A 19,081-nucleotide genomic window follows, 5' to 3' on the forward strand; every position below is an offset into this window, starting at 1 on the left:
ATGAAGGAGCTGCGGGGTCCGGCCGCGCTGGCGCTCGCCCTTCTGGCGGGGGCGGAGCTCCTGGGAATGGGCGTCTGGTTCACCGCCAGCGCCCTCTCGGGAGAGTTGCAGCGCACCCTGGACCTCAGCGGGGGACAGGCGACCGCGCTCACCGCACTGGTGCAGTTGGGCTTTGTCGGTGGCACCGCTCTGGCCGCTCTGCTCAACATTGCGGACATCCTACCCGCTCGTCTCTACTTCGCGGTCTCCGCCCTGCTGGCCGGCGTCAGCAACGCGGCGCTGGTGCTGGCGCCCGACTTCGGCTGGGCGGCGGCAACCAGGCTCGCGACCGGCGTGTTCTTGGCTGGTGTGTATCCGCCGGCCATGAAGATGGCCGCCACGTGGTTCAAGGCCGACCGGGGGCTCGCCATCGGCGCCATCGTCGGGGCTCTCACCCTCGGCAAGGCGCTGCCCTATCTGGGGGTGGGCGTGGATCGCCTGGGCTGGCGGACCGTGGTGCTCGCCGCCTCCGCGTTCTCGATCGTGGGAGGGCTGACTGTCCTCGCCTTCTACCGGGACGGACCTCACGTGTTCGAGCGCCGTCCGTTCGCGTGGAACCTCGTTGGTGAAGTCGCGCGGAACCGGCCCGTGCGGCTGGCAACCGCCGGCTATCTTGGGCACATGTGGGAGCTGTACGCGGTCTGGACCGCGATCCAGCTCTTCTATCGTGATGTACTCTCCGAGCATCCCGCGCACGGACCCGGGCTGGCCAGCCTGCTCGCGTTCTCGACGATCGGGATCGGCGCGGCCGGGTCTCTGGTCGCCGGCCGCGGCGCCGATCGATGGGGGCGAGAACGGATTGCGGCGTTGGCCCTGCTCGTCAGTGGCAGTTGCGCCCTCTCGGTCGGGTGGCTCCAGCACGCGTCGCTGCTGCTCCTGGTCCCCGTGACGTGGGTGTGGGGGTTCTCCGTGGTCGCCGACTCGGCTCAGTTCTCCGCGCTCGTCACCGAGGTCGCCCCTCGGCACGCCGCAGGCACTGCTTTGACGTTACAGACGTCCCTGGGCTTTCTCCTGACGATGGTGACCATCCAGGGGACGCCCTGGTTGGCAGAGCGCTGGGGCTGGGGACCGGCGTTCTCGGCGCTGGCCGTCGGGCCTGCCTTCGGCATCGTGGCGATGGTGCGGTTGGCCGCGCTTCGTCGGGCGGGGGGCCAGTCGCAGGGGGGCTGACGCCGACGTTCGTCCCGCCCGGCCGCGACAGTGTGGGGACCGTTGGAACCGAACTGCCCTTCAACGCGTTTGTGTGGATCGACACCGCACGGCAGTGCTGACGCCGCCCAACGCCGCTCCGACGAAGGACGCTCGATGCCAGCCCCGCTTTCCCGACGAGATCCCGGCGAGCTTCTCGACCTCCTCACGGAAGCCAGGGCCCGCACCTGGTTGCTGGTGACTTCGCTGAGTGAGGAGGATCTGCGGCTCCAGCACGATCCCCTGATGAGTCCCATCGTCTGGGATCTCGGCCATATCGGTCACTTCGAAGACGTTTGGCTCTTCGAGCGGCTGCAGGGGACCCAGGCACAGGGAGAAGGTCTGCGCGGCGTCTACAATCCCTTCGAGAACCCGCGCTCGACCCGGGATCGTCTGCACCTGCCGGGACGGTCGGAGCTCGTACGGATCCTGGGCGAGATCCGAGCGCGCGTGACCGAGCGCCTGCTGGACGGAGGCCTCGACGAACTCAACGAGGATCCGCTGCGGAAGGAGGGCTTCGTCTACCACCTCGTTCTTCAGCACGAATACCAGCACAACGAGACCATTCTGCAGACGCTGCAACTCAAGAAGGGCACCCCTTGGGTTCCTCCCCGTGTGCGCGCGTTCCCCGAGGCGTGGGGGCGGGCTCAGGAGCTGGAGGGCGTGATGGCTCGGTTTCCCGGCGCCTTGGTCGAGATCGGAACGGACGATCGGTCGACGGCCTACGACAACGAGCGGCCCCGCCATGCGATCCAGGTGCCGGCCTTCGACATCGACGTGGCGCCGGTCAGCAACCGTGCGTTCCTCCGCTTCATGGATGCCGGGGGGTATCACGAGCGCTCACTCTGGTCGGATGCCGGGTGGGAGTGGCGCTGTGCGGAGGACGTTTCGGCACCCAAGTATTGGGCGCTGGAAGGGGAGCGCTGGGCGGTGCGCGTCTTCGAGCGGGAGGGCCCGGTGCGCCCCGATCACCCCGTGTGTCACGTCAACTACCACGAGGCAGAGGCGTATGCACGTTTCGTGGGGAAACGTCTCCCGACCGAATCCGAATGGGAGGCCGCTGCCAGCTGGAACTCTGTAGCGTCGCGCAAGGAGCGCTATCCGTGGGGCGATGCGATGCCGACCGGGAGGGTCGCAAACCTCGACCAGCTCGCCTTCGACACGGCTCCCGTCGGATTCTTTCCCGACGGGGCCTCGCCCTGTGGGTGCGAGCAGATGATCGGCGATGTGTGGGAGTGGACGGCCACCGACTTCCACGGATACCCGGGATTCCGGTCCTTTCCGTACAAGGAATACTCGGAAGTGTTCTTCGGGAACGAGTACAAGGTCCTGCGTGGCGGTTCCTGGGCGACGCGTCCGGGTGCCATCCGTGCGACGTTCCGGAACTGGGACTATCCGATCCGACGCCAGATCTTCAGCGGCCTCCGCTGCGCTCGCGATGTCTGAAGCGTCCACCCTGCTCGAAGGGCTGCGGTCCAGGCCGAAGCGCGTCTCGTCCAAGTACTTCTACGATCGGCGCGGCTCCGAGTTGTTCGAGCGCATCACGCGGCTCGAAGAGTATTACCCGACCCGCACCGAGCGGGCGCTCCTCGAGCTGTGGGCCCCGGAGTTCATGCGGGAGCTGGCGCCGCGCACGCTGGTGGAGCTTGGCGCGGGCAGTGCCGAAAAGACAGAGCTGCTGCTCGAGGAGCTGTGTAGCATCACGCCTGGGGGCGATGCGACCGCGACGTACGTTCCCGTGGATGTGAGTGGGGAGTTCCTGGAGCAGACGGCGGCACGCCTGCGCGGACAGTTTCCCGGGCTTTCCGTACAGCCGTCCGTGGGAGACATCACGGGCGGCTACCCACTGCCGGAGCCGCGCGAGGCGCCGACGCTGTTCGCGTTCCTCGGAAGCACGATCGGGAACTTCAGAACCGAGGCCGCCATCCAACTGCTCGCGGGGGTGCGGGCACGGATGGCTCCCGAAGATCACTTCCTTTTGGGCGTGGACCTCAAGCCAGGACCGCGCAAGAGCGTCGAGGAGCTGGAGCGCGCATACAACGACCGGCAAGGAGTGACCGCGGACTTCAACCGCAATCTTCTGAGTGTGTTGAACCGGCGTTTCCAGGGTTCGTTCGACGCAGGCCGCTTCGAGCATCTGGCATTCTACAACGAGGAGGAAGGCAGGATCGAGATGCACCTGGTCGCCCGCATGCCCCACGCGGTCGACGTAGCGGGCGAGCGGATCCACTTCAGCGCCGGGGAGCGCCTCCGTACGGAGATCTCCTGCAAGTACGACCGCACGGGCGTCGAGACCCTCTGCACGGCGGCGGGGCTGCAGCTGAAGGAGTGGATGAGCGACCGGGACGGTCGCTTCGCGCTGGCGTTGAGCGGACCTCGGGGATGAACCATCACGATCGGGAGGTCCTGGAGGCGGACGTCGCCAATCGGCTGTTTCGTGCGTCGCAGGCCACGGCGCTGCCGGATCGGGTCGGCTTCGAGTTGGAGCTTCTACCCATGGCGCCCGTCGGAAGTCGCGTGCCTGTGGAAGGTAGGGAAGGGATGCGCGCGCGCCTGGAGCGTCTCGCAGCGCGGGTGAATTGGACCTGGAACCCGGAGGGGACCTTCCAGGCGCCCTGCGGCTGCCGCATCTCCTTCGAGCCCGGGGGACAGCTTGAAGTGAGCACAGCGACGGCGCCGACGATCGATCGAGCCATCGACTGCCTCGAGGCCGTGCACGGTCCCCTCACCACACTCGAGGGAGTCGAGTTGCTGGCACTCGGCTACGATCCGGTCACGCCGTTGACGAAGACGACGCTGCAGCTGTCGGCGGAGCGTTATCGGGCCATGCAGGCCCACTTCGACGCGCGCGGGGACGCGGGTGTCCGGATGATGCGGCAGAGTTGCGCGCTGCAGATCAACCTCGACCTGGGGGCTCGGCCCTTCCTCCGCTGGAACGCGGCCAACCGCATCGCCCCGCTGCTGACGGCGATCTTCGCCAACTCCCCGATGGCCGACGGACGAGACACCGGTTGGCGCAGTGTGCGCGCAGCGCAGTGGCTCGCATTGGATCCGAGCCGGACCGGCGTCGTGGGACCGGGGCGGGCGCCGGTCGACGAGTATCTCGAATATGCCCTGGCGGCCGAGCCCTTCCTAACAGGAAGTGCGCCCTTCGTGGAGGGGGGGCAGCCGACGACTGCCTGGCGTACGCATCTCAGCACCCTGTTTCCCGACGTGCGTCCGCGAGGGTATCTGGAGCTGCGCTGCCTAGACACAGTGCCTGTGGAGTGGCTCGCGGCGCCGTTGGTGTTCAGCCTTTGCCTACTCTACGACGAACAGGCGCTCGCGCGCGTGCTGGAGGCGCTCCCCCTGCCGACGGCGGCGGACCGGGCGGGTGCGGCCCGGGACGGCCTGGCCGATCCCCGGCGCCGAGCCCGGGCCTGCTGGGCCTTCGAATTGGCCCTGGAAGCGGGAGAACGACTGAGGCCGCTGCACCTGGGACCCGACGTCTGGGCGCGGGCAGCGCGGTACTACGAGGCATTCACGGCACGCGGGCTGGACCTGGGTTCGAGACCTGTCCCAGCGGCCGCCGTGCGCCAGGCCAACGGCTGGGCGCCGGCTGGCCCCGCCGGGGTCACGGCCCGGCGGGGAGGGGCGTGATGCGGCTCCCACCGGCCGGGTCCAAGGTGACCAACGACCCCTCGGGAACGGGGTCCCAAGTGGCACCGTCGTCGAGGGGTTCGGACGCGGCCAGGGTGCCGTCCCGCGGGACGAGAGGGGAAGCCCGGCCCAGGTAGAGGCTGTTGGATGCGCCCCGGCTGGAGGCCCGGGTCAGGGCTACGCCGTCCGCTGTAGCCAGCGCACAGTTGAGTTGGGCATCCAGACCGTGGTCGCGCGCGAGGTGGAGCACCCAGGTTGCCGTCGCGGCCAGGGCGTCTGGTGCGGTCTCTCCCGCCCGGATGCGCTCCAGCACGTTGAGGAACACCAACTCGCTATCGGTGGCTCCCTCCAACAGGGACAGCGTCGGATCCGACAAGCGGTGCAGCAGGGGTCGGAGCAGGCGCTCACGATACCCGGCCAGAAACCCGTTGAGCACGAAGCCGCAGCCGCCCCGCAGTAGCGGCGGTGTCCCCACGGCACCTCCCGGAACCCCGTCCGTGCGGTTGCGAACGGCGGACAGAGCCACGGAGCTGCGCTGTGCTCGGAGGAGCGGTTCCAGTTCTCCTGCCTGCCAGATCGGCCGCTCGTCCGCGATGCGCAGGGGCTGCCCCCGGTGGAACCAGACGATCCCCCACCCGTCCGCGTTCACGGAGCCCGACAGCAGTTCGCGAGGAGCCCAGCTCTGATGGCGGAGCGAGTGCTGGCCTCCGAAGAGGAGAGGCGCCAGCTCCGCTTTCGGTCCGGCGTAGGCGACCAGACGGCACACGTCAGGTTCCTCGCAGCAGTGCTGGGATCCGGTCCGGGTCGACGTTCCCCCCCGAGAGGATGAGGACGGTGACCCCTCCGCCCGTAGGGGGCGGGATCCTCCCGGCGAGAAGTGCAGCCAATCCCGCCGCCGCCGCGGGTTCGACGACGAGCTTGGCTCGCTCGAGGATCCATCGCATGGCGTCACCGATCTCGGCGTCCTCCACGGTGACCACGTCGCGGGCACGTTCCCTGACGATGGGGTAGGTGAGGGCGCCGGCCATGGGCGCGGCCAACCCGTCGGCGATCGAGGCGACCCGGGTCAAGCGCACCGGCTTCCCTTGATCGAGGCTTGCCCGCATGGCCGCGGCGCCTGACGGCTCGACGCCCCAGATCTCGACCTCGGGACGCAGCGCGCCCAACCCGACGCACGTCCCCGCGATCAGCCCGCCACCCCCGACCGGGACGACGACCCGTTCGACGTCGGGCACCTGACTCAGGATCTCCAGTCCAACCGTGCCCTGGCCGGCGATCACGTGCGGGTCGTCGAACGGGTGGAGCAGGGTGTAGCCCTCCTCGGCGGCCAAGCGCTCGGCTTCCTCGAAGGCGGCGGCTGCGTCCCGGACCAACACGACGCGGGCACCGTACCCCCGCGCGCCCTCGACCTTGGCCCGTGGTGCCGATTCCGGCATCACGACCACGGAATGCGTCCCGGCGCGCTGTGCGGCCCAGGCGACGGCCTGGGCGTGGTTGCCCGCGGACACCGTCACCAGCCCGCGGGCGAGTGCCTCGTCCGGCAGCGTGAGCGCACGATTCAGTGCTCCGCGGACCTTGTAGGAGCCCGTTTTCTGGAACGTCTCGCACTTGAACGCCAGTGGGGAGCCTGCCCGTCGATCGAGGGCCCGGCAGGTGTGGATCGGAGTGCGATGCACCTGGCCCGCGATCTGGCGGGCCGCTCGCTCGACCGCTTCCACGGCGATGGGGTCGATCATCCATGACTCCGCGACACGGGGGCAGCGCCCCAACCTGACGGGGGGAGCCATGCATCGCCAGGCGGGACCCGACCAAGGTTCAAGGACTGCAACCGGTTGCTGCCCCCGAGCCCCGCCTCTACCTTCGACCAACCACCCCCGGGAACGTCCGTCCGGACCCGGGCGGCGAGTCGCATGCGGCGGCTCTGCGAGCCGCCCTTGAACCTTTCCCATGAGGAGTTCGATGCGTACCAAACTGGCGAGTCTCGCGCTCGGGGCTCTGGTCGGCCTCGGCCTCGTGACCACCCCCCTCCAGGGGCAACAGGGGACGCTCAACGGACGGGTGGTGGATGCCGAAACCGGGGCTGCGCTGTCCGACGTTGCCGTCGAGGTCCTCGGAGCCGGCGATGCCCAGGCGGCCGGGGTGTTCACGAATGCGAATGGGCAGTTCCGGTTCTCGCTCGTAGCCGGCACGTACTCGCTCGCGGTGTCCCTGCTGGGGTATGAATCCACCCGGGTGGACGGAGTCACCATCACCGCAGGCCAGACCACGGACGTCACCGTGGAGCTGCGCTCCACCGCCTTCGTGCTCAATCCCATCGTGGTCACCGCGTCGCGTCGACAGGAGAAGGCGTTGGAAGCGCCGGCTTCCGTGACCATCGTCGGTGCGGAGGCGATCGAGGAGCGGACGGCTCTGTCCCCAGTGGAGCACGTCAAGGCGCTCCCTGGCGTCGATGTCGCGCAGTCTGGGCTGTCCCAGAGCAACGTGGTCGCGCGCGGATTCAACAACGTGTTCTCCGGTGCTCTCCTGGTGATGGCCGACAACCGCTATGCGAGCGTGCCCTCGCTCCGGGTCAACGCCTTCAATTTCATTCCGATCAACAATCTCGACCTGCAACGCATCGAGGTGGTGCTCGGGCCCGGCGCGGCCCTCTACGGGCCGAACAGCGCGAGCGGCGTGCTGCACATGATCACGACCTCTCCGATCGACGATCCGGGGACGCGTGTCGCCTTCGCGGGCGGCGAGCGCTCGGTGTTCCAGGGGCAGTTCCGCTCCGGTGTTCGCCTCTCCGAGAACGTGGGCTTCAAGGTCTCGGGTCAGTACTCGCAGGGGAACGACTGGGAGTACAGCGACCCGGCCGAGGTGGCCGCCCAGGCTCAGAACCCGAGCAACCCGCTCATCGGGAACCGTGACTTCAATCAGAAGCGGTGGGGCGGGGAAGCTCGCTTGGATCTCCGACCCTGGGACGATGGCGAGTTGATCTTCAATGCGGGAATGAATCGGTCGGTTTCCAGCATCGAGCTCACCGGAATCGGAGCGGGCCAGGCGGACGACTGGACCTACTCCTACTTCCAGACCCGACTGAACAAGGGTGGCCTGTTCGCGCAGTTCTTCCTGAACTCCAGCAACGCCGGCGACACCTACTTGCTGCGTACCGGGCAGCCCATCATCGACGAGTCCAAGTTCTACGCCAGCCAACTCCAGTACGCCTTCAACGTCGGAGAGCGCCAGGAGTTCATCTTCGGCGCGGACGGACAGTGGACGCGCCCGGAGACGCAAGGCACCATCACCGGGCGCAACGAGGACGACGACGCCATCAACGAGATGGGCGGCTACATCCACTCGACGACGGCCCTCTCGGATCAGTTCGATCTCGTGGCCGCGCTGCGCGTCGATGATCACAATCGCCTGGAGGATCTGGTCTTCTCGCCCCGGGCCGCGCTCGTCTTCCACCCGAACGAGAACCAGAACTTCCGCCTGACCTTCAATCGCGCCTTCTCCACGCCCACCACCAACAACCTCTTCCTGGATCTGTTGGCCGGGCGCATCCCGGTTGGATCCGTGGGTTACGACGTGCGCACCCTGGGCGTGCCGGAGTCCGGCTTCTCCTTCACGGACACGTGCGCGGGCGGCTTCCAGGAGCTGTGCATGCGTTCGCCGTTCCAGACCGGACAACTCCCGGCCAACGGCGCGCTCTTCGTCAATGCCCTCGCGCCCACGGTGGTCGGGCTTCTTCTGCAGCAGGCTGCCGTCGATCCGCAGTTGCAACCGCTGTTGCCGCTACTGCAGAACCCGGCATTGCCAACACTGCTGACCAGTGGCAACCCGTTGGCGGGCGGAATCGGTACCTTGCTGCGGCGCTTCAACTCCGAGGAGGCCTCGTTCTTCGATGATCCGGGCCCGGAGGCGATCGGCCGCATCAAGCCCACGATCACAAACAGCATCGAGGCCGGGTACAAGGGCATCCTCGGAGAGCGCTTCCTGCTGTCGGCGGACTTCTACCGGACGCAGGTACAGGACTTCATCGGTCCCTTGCGCGTCGAGACGCCATCGGTGTTCCTGGATCCCCAGACGCTCGGTGCGTACCTCGGCCAGCGCCTGGCGCCTTTGGCGGGCCAGGGGGTTCCGGCAGCGGCGATCCAGGGGCTGGCCACCGCGCTGACCACCGCCTACGCACGGATCCCACTGGGTACGGTGGTTCCGGACGGGCAGGAGACGCCCGATCTGATCCTGACCTATCGGAACTTCGGTGATGTGACCTTCTGGGGCGCGGATTTCGCGGGCCAGTTCCTGGTCAGCGATCGGTTTTCCTTGACCGGAGGTCTGTCGCTGGTGAGCAAGGACTGCTTCGACGCGAACGAAGATGGCACGGTCGACTGCACCGGGTCGCTCGACGTCGCGCTGAACGCCCCCAAGAGGAAGGGGTCCCTGGGGGCCCGCTTCTCCGACATCCGGAGTGGAGTCACGCTGGAGGGACGGGCGCGGTTCACGGCCGGATTCCCGATGAACTCGGGTGTGTACATCGGCGAGGTGGATGCCTACACCGTGGTGGACGCGAACTTCAGCTACGCGCTGCCCTGGTACTCGGGGGCCAGCTTCGGGATCACCGCAAGCAACGTCTTCGACAGCATGCATCAGGAGTTCATCGGTGCCCCCGAGATCGGGCGACTGATCCTGACGCGGCTGCAGTTCGAGTTCTGAGTACCGGTAGGGAAGGGGCCTGATGAGTGAGAGAACAGACCGGACCGCCACCGTACGGTGTCCCTTCTGCCTGACGCTGAACAAAGTGGACGTGGGGCGCGCCGACGCGCGCCCCACGTGTGGCAGTTGTGAGAAGCCACTTCTGCTGGACAGGCCCGTCAAGGTCCAGGAAGAGGATTTCCAACGCACCGTCCTCGATGCACACGTGCCCGTGCTCGTGGATTTCTATGCGGACTGGTGTGCCCCCTGTCGGATGTTGGCACCGATGATCGACGAAATCGCCGGCGCGGAGCGGGGTCGGCTGCTGGTCGTCAAGGTGGATACGGACCATGCCCCGACGGTCGCGCAGAGCTACGGCATTCGCAGCATTCCCACCGTCATCATGTTCAAGGACGGCGCAGAGGTGGGGCGGAGCGTTGGGATCATGCCCGACGAGTTGCGGTCTCTCGTGACCCGCGCCGTGGCCTGAGCCCGGGTGGTACCGGAACCACGGTCCGCAGTGGACGCGGAGCGACAAAAGGCGATCGTGGCGGAGAGCGCCCTTCTGCGGGTCGACTCCGGCATGCGTTTGGGATTGGGCACGGGCTCGACGGCCGATCTGTTCCTGCGGGCGTTGGGCGGCGCGCTGCGAGATGGCCGGTTGTCCGACATCGCGGGCGTACCGACCTCGGAGCGCACCGAGCGCGTGTGCCACGAGGAGGGCATTCCACTCGTCACGCTCGAGAGCAACCCGGTTCTCGATCTCGCCGTCGATGGTGCCGACGAGGTGGACTCTGACCTTCAACTGATCAAGGGCCTGGGCGGGGCGTTGTTGCGTGAGAAGATGATTGTACAAGCGGCACGCGCGTTCCTGGTCATGGTGGACGAGACCAAGCGCGTGAGCCGACTCGGAGAGCGCTGCCCACTGCCTGTCGAGGTCGTTCCGTTCATGCACGGCGCGCACGACCGCTTCCTGCGGGGGCTGGGCGCGGAGCCGCGTCTCCGACTGGGATCCGATGGGACCGCCTATCGCACGGACAACGGGAACGTAATCCTCGATTGTCACTTTACGTCCGGCATCTCCGACCCCGCTGCCCTGGACCGCGCCCTGCAGGCTCGGGCCGGTGTCGTCGAGACCGGGCTCTTCGTGGGCTTGGCGACCGAGGTACACATTGCGCGGGGAGACGCAGTGGAGATCCTGCGCAGGGGGCACGCGTGATCCTGCTCGCGCCTTCGATTCTGTCCGCCGACTTCGGGCGCCTGGCTGAACAGGTTCAGGAAGTGGAGCGAGCCGGGGCGGACTGGATCCACGTGGACGTGATGGACGGTCACTTCGTGCCCAACCTCACGATTGGCCCTGTCGTCACGGAAGCGGTCAAGCGGGCGACCCGCCTGCCGGTCGATGTGCATCTCATGATCGAGCACCCTGATCGCTATCTGGCGGACTTCGTGGGGGCGGGAGCGGATCGGATCACCGTCCACCGCGAGGCGTGTCCGCACTTGCATCGCACGCTGTCCGAGATCGCGCGACTGGGCGTCCCCGCTGGCGTCGCGCTCAATCCCGCCACGCCACTGTCTTCGGTCGGGGACGTGGTGGGCGACCTCGAACTGCTGCTGGTGATGACGGTCAATCCCGGGTTCGGCGGGCAGCGGTTCATCCGGTCGATGCTGCCCAAGATCCAGGAGGCGTCCCGACTGCTGGCAGGCTCCGGGCGGCCGGAGGCGGTCCTCCAGGTGGACGGCGGCGTCGATCCCCTCACTGCGCCCGAGGTGGCCGATGCCGGAGCGCAGGTCCTCGTGGCCGGATCGGCCGTCTACGGTCACCCCGACGGTGCGACCGCCGGCCTGCGGGCGCTCAGGGACGCACTGGGGGCCCGCGCATGAGCGACCCCGCCATCGAGTGGGAGCGCTTCGAACGCCTGAAGGAATGGGGTGGCGACGGACTGGCCCAACAGCTCGTCGAGATGTTCGAGCAGCAGACGCCCGAGAGGATTCGGGCCATCCGGCACGGTTCTCGCCCTGAAGGGCGGGAGGAAGCGGTTCGGGCCGCTCATTCGCTTCGTTCCACGGCCCTGAACCTGGGTGCAGTCCGGCTGGCCGGGCATGCCGAGGACGCGGAGAAAGCCCTGAAATCCGGGGAGGTCTCTGGCCTCGAGGCATTGGTGGCGGCCCTGGAAACCGAGTTTGCCAGGGCGCTGCTCGAGCTGGTCGGGCCCCCCACCGTCGCGGGGGCATCGGAAAAGGATCGCCGAGTGAAGCCAAGAATTGCCGTCGTCGAGGACAACCCGGACAACCGGCTCCTGATCCAGGCGCTGCTCGGAGACCGCTACGAGATCTCCGAGTACGAGAACGGGAAGGAGGCCCTGGCCGGGATCGCTGGCGATCCCCCCGAGGTGGTGCTCCTGGACATCTCCCTCCCGGAGATGGACGGAACCGAGGTCCTGGCCTACCTGCGGCAGATCCCGGACCTGACGGAGCTCCCCGTGGTCGCGCTGACCGCCCACGCGATGGCGGGAGACCGCGAACGCTTCATCGGCTTGGGCTTCGATGACTATCTGACGAAGCCGATCGTGGACGAGGACGCGCTGATCGAGGCCATCGAGAGGTGGCGCAAACCAGCTTCCTGAGCCCGGAGGGACGCCCGCGGCGGAGCGGTGTGCGCGCCGGAGCCCCCGAGGCCGGTCCGTCCGCCCTCTTCTCGGAGCCCGTCCCGGGGCGCGACCGCACTCGTTCGCGGATCATCACCTATTGGGTGATGCTCATCGCGTTCCTGCTGTTGGCGGTGCTGGGTCGCACCACCGCCTGGCTGGGAAACGCGTCGCTACACTCCCTGCTGGAAGCCGTCGCGATGGTCTTCGCCATCGCCGTCGGTGGGCTGGCGCTGGTGCGGTACTATGCGCGTCCGGAGCGCCTGTTCATCTACGTCGCGATCGGCTTCCTCGGAGCTGGGGCGCTCACGGCCGTGCACGCGGTCGTGTCTGGTCCGCTCACCCCGCTGCATGCCGGTGAGCGCTTCGCCGAGCGCGACAGCTGGACGTGGCTCGCGGCCCAGATCCACCTGGGCCTTTTCCTGTTGGGCGCCTTCGCCGCGGGAGACCGCTTGAAGCCGGAAGGGTCCCGGCCCCGGGATCTGTGGCTCTACCTCGTGGGGATCACGTCGACGCTGGTCCTGGGAGTGGTGACGACCCAAGGCGCGATGCCCAAAGCGCTGCGCCCGAGCCTGGGGATCGAACGGCCCTTCGAATTGATCCCGGCCCTCCTCTTCGCCTTGGTGCTGGTGGGCTTCCTGCGGCGAGAGGGGTGGCGGCGGGAGCGCTTCCAGCATTGGCTGGTCATGGGCCTCTGGATGGGCGTCGTCTCACACGTCGCCTACATGGCCTTCTCGACCAGGCCGTTCGACGGGCTCTACGACATGGCCCACGTGCTGAAGGTCGGTAGCTACCTGGCCGTGCTGGTGGGACTGCTGCTGAGCTTGTACGCGCGCTTGCGCCTGGGCGGAGAAGCCTTCGCGCACGAGCGGGTTCTCCAGGAGAGCCGTCACCAGCTCCAGGACTTCTTGGACAACGCCTCGGACCTGCTGCAGAGTGCGGCCCCCGACGGACGGATCCTCTACGCGAATCGAGCGTGGAAACAGACGCTGGGATACACCGACTCGGAGATTGCCGAGCTCGACCTTTTCTCCATCGTCCACCCCAATTCGCTGAGCCGATTCCGTAGACAGTTCCAACGCGTGTTGGCCGGTGAGTCCGCGACGCACGTCGAGGTGGAGTTCGTCGCTGCCGATGGGCGGATCATCATCTGCTCTGGGAACATGAACTGCCGCTTCGAGGATGGGCGCCCGGTCGCGACGCGCAGCATTTTCCGCGATGTGACCGACCAGCGCTTGGCCGAGCGGGCGCTGGAGGCGTCGAAGGCGAACCTCACGGCCCTCGTCGAGAACACCGGCGACGCGATCTGGTCCGTGGACCCGCAGCTGCGGCTCATCACGTTCAACTCGGCCTTCTCCCTGATGGTTGAGGCACGCACCGGGCGCGAGCCGCGCGTGGGTGCTCCCCTGGAAGCAGTGTTCCGCATCGACGAGGTGGACTGGTACCGCGAGCTGTATCAGCGCGCGTTGGCAGGGGCCCGCTTCTCGCAGGTCCGCACCGAGGAGATCGACGGGCAGGAGAGGCACTTCGAACTCTTCTTCAACCCGATTCTGGGAGACCTCGGCCCCCGTGGCGTCGTGGTCTTCGGGAAGGACGTGACTCCGCGGCGTCGCGCCGAAGAGGCTCTGCGCGTTGCGAAGGAGGAAGCCGAGGCCGCCAATCGGGCCAAGAGCCACTTCCTGGCCAGCATGAGTCATGAGCTCCGGACCCCGCTCAACTCGGTGATCGGATTCGCGAACGTGCTGCTGAAGAACCGCGGCGGCGGTCTGACGGACCAGGATCTGGAGTTCACCCGCCGCATCCAGGACAACGGAAAGCACCTTCTGACCCTGATCAACGACGTCCTCGATCTCGCCAAGGTCGAGGCTGGGCGAATGGAAGTCGAGCTGGCCCCGGTCGACGTACGAACCCTGGTGCGCGAGACGTTGCACCAGATGGAGGGACAGGTACGGGGCCGTGCTGTGCAGCTGCGGGCGGAGGTGCCAGAGGATCTGCGGCCGCTCCGCACCGACCCGCGCCGTTTGAAGCAGGTCATCATCAACCTGGTCGGCAATGCGCTGAAGTTCACGGAGACCGGAGAGGTGGTGGTGAAAGTCGATGCGTCCCCGGCGTCCCGGCAGGTGACGGCCCTATCCGTCGTCGACTCCGGGATCGGCATCTCGCAGGATCGGTTGGAGGCGATCTTCGAAGCCTTCCAGCAGGCCGAAGCGGGAACCACACGGCGCTATGGCGGCACCGGCCTGGGGCTGACCATCAGCCGCTCCATCTGTCAGTTGCTCGGCTACGACCTGAAGGTGTCCAGCGAGGTGGGGAAGGGCTCCACCTTCAAGATCGTCGTCCCGGAGCCGCCGAGTCGGACCCAGAGGGACCCCCTGTCGGTCGCCGGCCGTACGCTGGACGACCTGGACCTCGATCCACGGCTACGAGCCCGGGGCCGCCAGCTGGCCCTGGTCGTCGATGACGAGCGCGACTCCAGCCTCCTGATCGTGCACCACCTGAAGGAGTTCGGCCTCGAGGTCGTGACCGCCGCGAGCGGTGAGGACGGGTTGGCGAAGGCACGCGAACGACGCCCCGATCTGATCACCGTGGATCTCATGATGCCCGGGATGAACGGGTGGGAGTTCATCCGCGCACTCAAGGGAGATCCTGGTCTCCAGGACGTGCCCGTCGTCGTAGTGAGCATCGTGGCCGGGGAAGGGGGTGGGCGCACGCTCGGTGCGGTGGACCTCCTCACCAAACCGGTCGAGCGCGACGCCTTCCTCCGCACGCTTTGGCGCAGCCTGCCGCGCAACGGGCGGCGCATCCTGTTGGTGGATGACGATGCCGCTACCCGGGACCAGGTGGAGCGCTACCTTTCCAGCACCGAGCTGGAGGTCCAATCGGTCGCGAACGGCCGTGAGGCACTCAACGTCCTTTCCGGGTATCATCCAGACCTGGTCCTCCTCGACCTGATGATGCCCGTCATGGACGGCATGACCTTCCTCAACGAGATCCGATCCGACCCCGAGTACCTGGGGCTTCCGGTGGTGGTCCTCACCGGCAAGACGTTGACGGCCGAGGAGAGGACGGAGCTCGAGGCGCGGACCGCAGGGGTGGTCTTGAAGAAGGACGACTTGCGTGAGCAGTTGCGCGAAGTGGTGGGATCCATCCTCTCGGAACGGAGCGCACTGGCGCACTGAGCTTCGAGGACGGCCCTGAAGTGGTCGCCCTCGCGCTGTGGCGCTGCCTGGCCGGGGCCGGCCTCGCCCTGGGAACGGTCCCACCGGTATGGTGGCTCGTGACCCGCATGAAACGGCGGGGCGTCGCGACGGCATACACCCGCAAGGTCTTCCATTTCGCCATCTTCAGCGTGGCGGCCGCTGCGCGCCTGGCGGGGGGAACCGCGGCTGTCGTCGGGCTCGGTGGGGTCGTGGTGCTCGTGGTGCTGGTGGCGCTGGTGCGCGGAGACCGGTCTCCGTTGTTCGGCGCCCTGGCCCGTGAGAAGGATCGACCGCATGCAGGGCGACTCGTGTGGGTTCCCATGCTGGCGACGGCGGTGGGCGGTCTCCTCTCCGAGTGGTGGTGGGGCCCCTACGCGGCGGTCGGCTATCTGGTGGGTGGATGGGGAGACGCGCTGGCCGAGCCGGTCGGGACGCGTTGGGGAGCCCACCCCTACCGCGTGCCGGGCCTGTTCGGCATTCGCGCCCACCGGACCGTCGAGGGCTCCCTGGCGGTGCTGGGCGCCAGCGTCCTGGCCGTGCTCGTCTGGGCGGCGCTGGGGGGGGCGTGGTGCGGGGCGGACACGGTCCTCGCCGCCCTGGCCATCGGAGGGGTGGCAGTCGTCGTCGAAGCGGCCAGTCCGCACGGCAGCGACAACCTGACCTTGCAGGTGGTTTCGTCCGGCTTGGCGGCGGCACTCCTGTCGTCGTAGGGCGTATCCAGAGCAGTTCCTTCCTCCGGCGCCTCCGCGAGCATGACCGACCTCGAGACCAGTCGATCCGTACCCCCGGTGCGCATTCACGCATTGAATCGTCGTCCAGTGCGTCTCGATGCGCGCTACGTGCTCTATTGGATGGTGGCGCACCGGCGTCTCTCCTGGAACTTCGCCCTCGATCGAGCGATCGAGCTGGCGCGGACGCTCCAGCGCCCCTTGCTCGTGTTCGAACCGCTTCGGTGCGGGTACCGGTGGGCGGCCGAGCGACACCATCGCTTTGTGATCGATGGCATGGTCGAGCACCGGGCTGCTCTTTCGCGAGCGCCGGTGTTCTACCTCCCGTACCTCGAGCCCCACCGGGGCGCGGGCTCAGGGCTCCTCGAACATCTCGCCCGGGATGCCGCCGTCGTGGTCAGCGATGACTTCCCAGCGTTCTTTCTCCCACGGATGCACGCGGCGGCGGCCGGCCGAGTGGATACGCGTCTGGAGATCGTCGACTCCAACGGCCTCCTTCCCATGCGAAGCACAGATCAGGTCTTCTCCACGGCCTTCGCATTCCGACGCTACCTTCAGCGCCAGCTCCCGGAGCACCTCCTGAGTCGGCCGGCCGCCCGACCGGACTGGTCTGGTCTTCCGGTCCTGGACGACCTGCGGCTGCCGGACGCGTGGAGGGCGGCCGACCCGATTCTCGACGAGCCGGAGGCGTGGGACGGCTTGCCCGTGGACCGTTCGGTGCGGCCGGTGCCGTTCAACGGCGGCAGTGGACCCGCGCGCGCGCGCCTGCACGCATTCCTCGATCACGAGTTGGGCGCATACCCGGAGGACCGCAGGCATCCCGACCGTGGCGGCACCTCCGGACTGTCTCCTTGGCTGCATTGGGGGCACCTCTCTGCCCACGAGGTCGTCGACGCGACGCTGAGCCGCGAGGGTTGGACGCCGCTCCGGCTGTCCGACCGGGTCGACGGTCGCCGAGAAGGCTGGTGGGGACTCGGGGCGGCTGCGGAGGGCTTCCTGGACGAGTTGGTCACCTGGCGCGAGATCGGGTTCAACATGTGTGCGCTACGCTCCGACTACGACAGCTACGAGTCGCTTCCCGACTGGGCGCGTGAGACCCTGGAAGCGCACGAGGTGGACGAGCGTCCCTACCTCTACGACTTGGCCGCCTTCGAGGGGGCCGAGACACACGATCCGCTGTGGAACGCCGCACAACGGCAGCTCGTCGCGGAAGGTCGGATCCACAACTACCTGCGTATGCTCTGGGGGAAGAAGATCCTGGAGTGGACGCCGTCCGCGCGGGATGCTCTGGAGATCATGATCGAGCTCAACAACAAGTACGGGATCGACGGCAGGGACCCGAACTCGTATTCGGGTATTTTCTGGACGTTGGGGCGCTACGATCGGGGATGGCCGGAGCGCGAGGTATTCGGCAAGGTGCGTTCAATGACCTCGGAATCGACACGTCGGAAGGTCGAGGTGGACTGCTATCTCGAGCGTTGGGGGCCCGGAGGATCGCGATGAATCGATACCACCTCGAGACGTTGCTCCCCTTCGCCCCCGAGGCCGTCTTCGGATGGCACCTTCGGCCAGGGGCGTTCGAGCGGCTGACCCCGCCGTGGGCGGACGTGAAGGTGTTGGAGCGGCGGGGTGGGATCTCCGACGGAGGAGAAGTGCTGCTCCGAGTCTCGCGTGGGCCGGTTTCGGTGAATTGGCGAGTGCGTCACACCGCTTTCGAACAGAATCGCTTGTTCCGCGACGAACAGGTCGATGGCCCGTTCGCGCACTGGTCCCACGGACACTACTTCGAAGGGGTGGACGGGCATACCCGCTACTCGGACGAGGTCGAGTGGGACCTTCCGGCCGGGCCTCTCCTCAAGTTCGTGGGTGGGGTGGCCGCCGCACGTCGAGAGTTGGACCGCATGTTCCGCTTCAGGCATCGGCGTCTGCAGGACGATCTCTCGATGGCAGAGCGGTATCCAGGACCTCCCCTGCGGGTGGCCATCACGGGCGCATCGGGCCTCCTGGGAACGAGCCTGCAGAACTTCCTCACGACGGCGGGCCACGAAGTGATCCCGGTGGTGCGGAGTCAGGCGAAGCCGGGCGAGGTCCACTGGAGTCCGCAGCGCGACTACGTGGATCTCGACGGGTTGGAGGGCATCGACGTCCTCGTCCATCTGGCAGGTGAGTCCATTGCCGGTGGTCGGTGGAACGCCGAGCGAAAGCGCGCCATTCTCGAGAGCCGCGAAGGCGGCACCCGGACGATGGCGCGGGCGGTCTCCATGCTCCGCCGTCCCCCCAAAGTGGTGATCGGAGCGTCGGCGATCGGGGTCTACGGAGACCGGGGCGACGAAGTGTTGACGGAGGATGCCCGGGAGGGCCGCGGGTTCCTTGCGGAGGTGACGAAGCGCTGGGAAGCGGCCTGGGCGCCCCTGCGTGGACGCTCGGCTCGGGTGGTGCTGCTCCGTCTCGGCATGCTTCTCAGCCCCGCCGGCGGTGCGCTGGGGACGATGATCCTTCCCTTCAAGATGGGCGCCGGGGGCCGCTTGGGCAGCGGCCGGCAATATGTAAGCTGGATCGACCTCGATGATGCCGTCGGGTTGATCTATCACGTCATGCACCGGCCGACGCTTCGTGGCGTCCTCAATGCCACCGCGCCTCAGCCGGTCACCAACGCGACCTTCACGACGATCCTGGGCCAGGTGCTGAGGCGGCCCACGCTGCTGCCGGTTCCCAAGACCGCGGTGCGCGCCATCTTCGGCGAGATGGGCGAGGAACTGCTGCTACACGGTCAGCGTGTGATGCCTGCCCGCGCGCAGGAGTCCGGCTATCGCTTCCTGCGGCCCGCTCTGGAAGACTCCTTCCGGTTCCAACTGGGAGAGATGGAGGGTGCGTCGCCCTCCCAATAGGGGTGGATGCGGACAGGACCGCGCCGAAGCGCGCGTCGGCTCCCGCGGTCGCACCATGGACCGGGCGGGCGAGC

At 67.7% G+C, this 19,081-nt stretch carries 15 protein-coding genes; 13 read left to right on the forward strand and 2 right to left on the reverse strand.

The genetic code is table 11. From position 1 onward, the window contains the following. The 4 genes from R3E10_01850 (at window position 1) to R3E10_01865 (ending at window position 4,866) form a co-directional block, all read left to right on the forward strand. On the forward strand, window positions 1-1,209 hold the full coding sequence (locus tag R3E10_01850; GenBank protein MEZ4414475.1) for an MFS transporter: 1,209 nt from the start codon (window positions 1-3) through the stop codon (window positions 1,207-1,209). Window positions 1,210-1,344: 135 nt separating this feature from the next. After that, on the forward strand, window positions 1,345-2,673 hold the full coding sequence (gene egtB, locus R3E10_01855) for an ergothioneine biosynthesis protein EgtB (protein ID MEZ4414476.1): 1,329 nt from the start codon (window positions 1,345-1,347) through the stop codon (window positions 2,671-2,673). Further along, window positions 2,666-3,613, forward strand: coding sequence for an L-histidine N(alpha)-methyltransferase (egtD, locus tag R3E10_01860; protein MEZ4414477.1), 948 nt, complete (start codon window positions 2,666-2,668; stop codon window positions 3,611-3,613). The genes egtB and egtD overlap by 8 nt, the downstream gene beginning before the upstream one ends. Then, window positions 3,610-4,866 carry a glutamate-cysteine ligase family protein gene (locus R3E10_01865; protein MEZ4414478.1) on the forward strand — a complete coding sequence of 419 codons (1,257 nt, stop codon included), beginning with the start codon at window positions 3,610-3,612 and terminating at the stop codon, window positions 4,864-4,866. Before egtD ends, R3E10_01865 begins: the two co-directional genes overlap by 4 nt. Here R3E10_01865 and R3E10_01870 read toward each other — a convergent pair. Both R3E10_01870 and R3E10_01875 read right to left on the reverse strand, forming a co-directional pair. Further along, window positions 4,841-5,632: a class II glutamine amidotransferase gene (locus R3E10_01870; protein ID MEZ4414479.1), complete on the reverse strand. Its 792-nt coding sequence runs from the start codon at window positions 5,630-5,632 to the stop codon at window positions 4,841-4,843. The genes R3E10_01865 and R3E10_01870 overlap by 26 nt on opposite strands. A gap of 1 nt (window position 5,633) precedes the next feature. Next, on the reverse strand, window positions 5,634-6,602 hold the full coding sequence (locus tag R3E10_01875) for a threonine/serine dehydratase (GenBank protein ID MEZ4414480.1): 969 nt from the start codon (window positions 6,600-6,602) through the stop codon (window positions 5,634-5,636). A 223-nt stretch (window positions 6,603-6,825) separates the two neighbouring features. Here R3E10_01875 and R3E10_01880 point away from each other — a divergent pair, with 223 nt between their 5' ends. The 9 genes from R3E10_01880 to R3E10_01920 all read left to right on the forward strand — a co-directional run bounded on the left by R3E10_01880 (window position 6,826) and on the right by R3E10_01920 (window position 19,007). Continuing rightward, entirely contained in the window at window positions 6,826-9,564 is a 2,739-nt protein-coding gene (locus R3E10_01880; GenBank protein MEZ4414481.1) for a TonB-dependent receptor, read from the forward strand. Between the two features lie 22 nt (window positions 9,565-9,586). Continuing rightward, on the forward strand, window positions 9,587-10,033 hold the full coding sequence (gene trxA / locus R3E10_01885) for a thioredoxin (GenBank protein MEZ4414482.1): 447 nt from the start codon (window positions 9,587-9,589) through the stop codon (window positions 10,031-10,033). A gap of 30 nt (window positions 10,034-10,063) precedes the next feature. Continuing rightward, window positions 10,064-10,762 carry a ribose-5-phosphate isomerase RpiA gene (gene rpiA / locus R3E10_01890; protein MEZ4414483.1) on the forward strand — a complete coding sequence of 233 codons (699 nt, stop codon included), beginning with the start codon at window positions 10,064-10,066 and terminating at the stop codon, window positions 10,760-10,762. Further along, on the forward strand, window positions 10,759-11,427 hold the full coding sequence (rpe, locus tag R3E10_01895) for a ribulose-phosphate 3-epimerase (GenBank protein MEZ4414484.1): 669 nt from the start codon (window positions 10,759-10,761) through the stop codon (window positions 11,425-11,427). The genes rpiA and rpe overlap by 4 nt, the downstream gene beginning before the upstream one ends. Then, on the forward strand, window positions 11,424-12,170 hold the full coding sequence (locus R3E10_01900; protein ID MEZ4414485.1) for a response regulator: 747 nt from the start codon (window positions 11,424-11,426) through the stop codon (window positions 12,168-12,170). The genes rpe and R3E10_01900 overlap by 4 nt, the downstream gene beginning before the upstream one ends. Before the next feature lie 29 nt (window positions 12,171-12,199). After that, a complete protein-coding gene (locus R3E10_01905; GenBank protein MEZ4414486.1) occupies window positions 12,200-15,370 on the forward strand; it encodes a response regulator in 3,171 nt (1,056 codons plus the stop codon). 20 nt (window positions 15,371-15,390) lie between these two features. Further along, on the forward strand, window positions 15,391-16,101 hold the full coding sequence (locus tag R3E10_01910) for a hypothetical protein (protein ID MEZ4414487.1): 711 nt from the start codon (window positions 15,391-15,393) through the stop codon (window positions 16,099-16,101). Between the two features lie 93 nt (window positions 16,102-16,194). After that, a complete protein-coding gene (locus R3E10_01915) occupies window positions 16,195-17,622 on the forward strand; it encodes a deoxyribodipyrimidine photolyase (GenBank protein ID MEZ4414488.1) in 1,428 nt (475 codons plus the stop codon). Continuing rightward, window positions 17,619-19,007, forward strand: coding sequence for a TIGR01777 family oxidoreductase (locus tag R3E10_01920; protein MEZ4414489.1), 1,389 nt, complete (start codon window positions 17,619-17,621; stop codon window positions 19,005-19,007). Before R3E10_01915 ends, R3E10_01920 begins: the two co-directional genes overlap by 4 nt. The last annotated feature ends 74 nt before the right edge of the window (window positions 19,008-19,081 follow it).

It is taken from the genome of Gemmatimonadota bacterium (genome assembly GCA_041390105.1).
Taxonomy (GTDB): Bacteria; Gemmatimonadota; Gemmatimonadetes; order Longimicrobiales; family Gaopeijiaceae; genus JAGQIF01.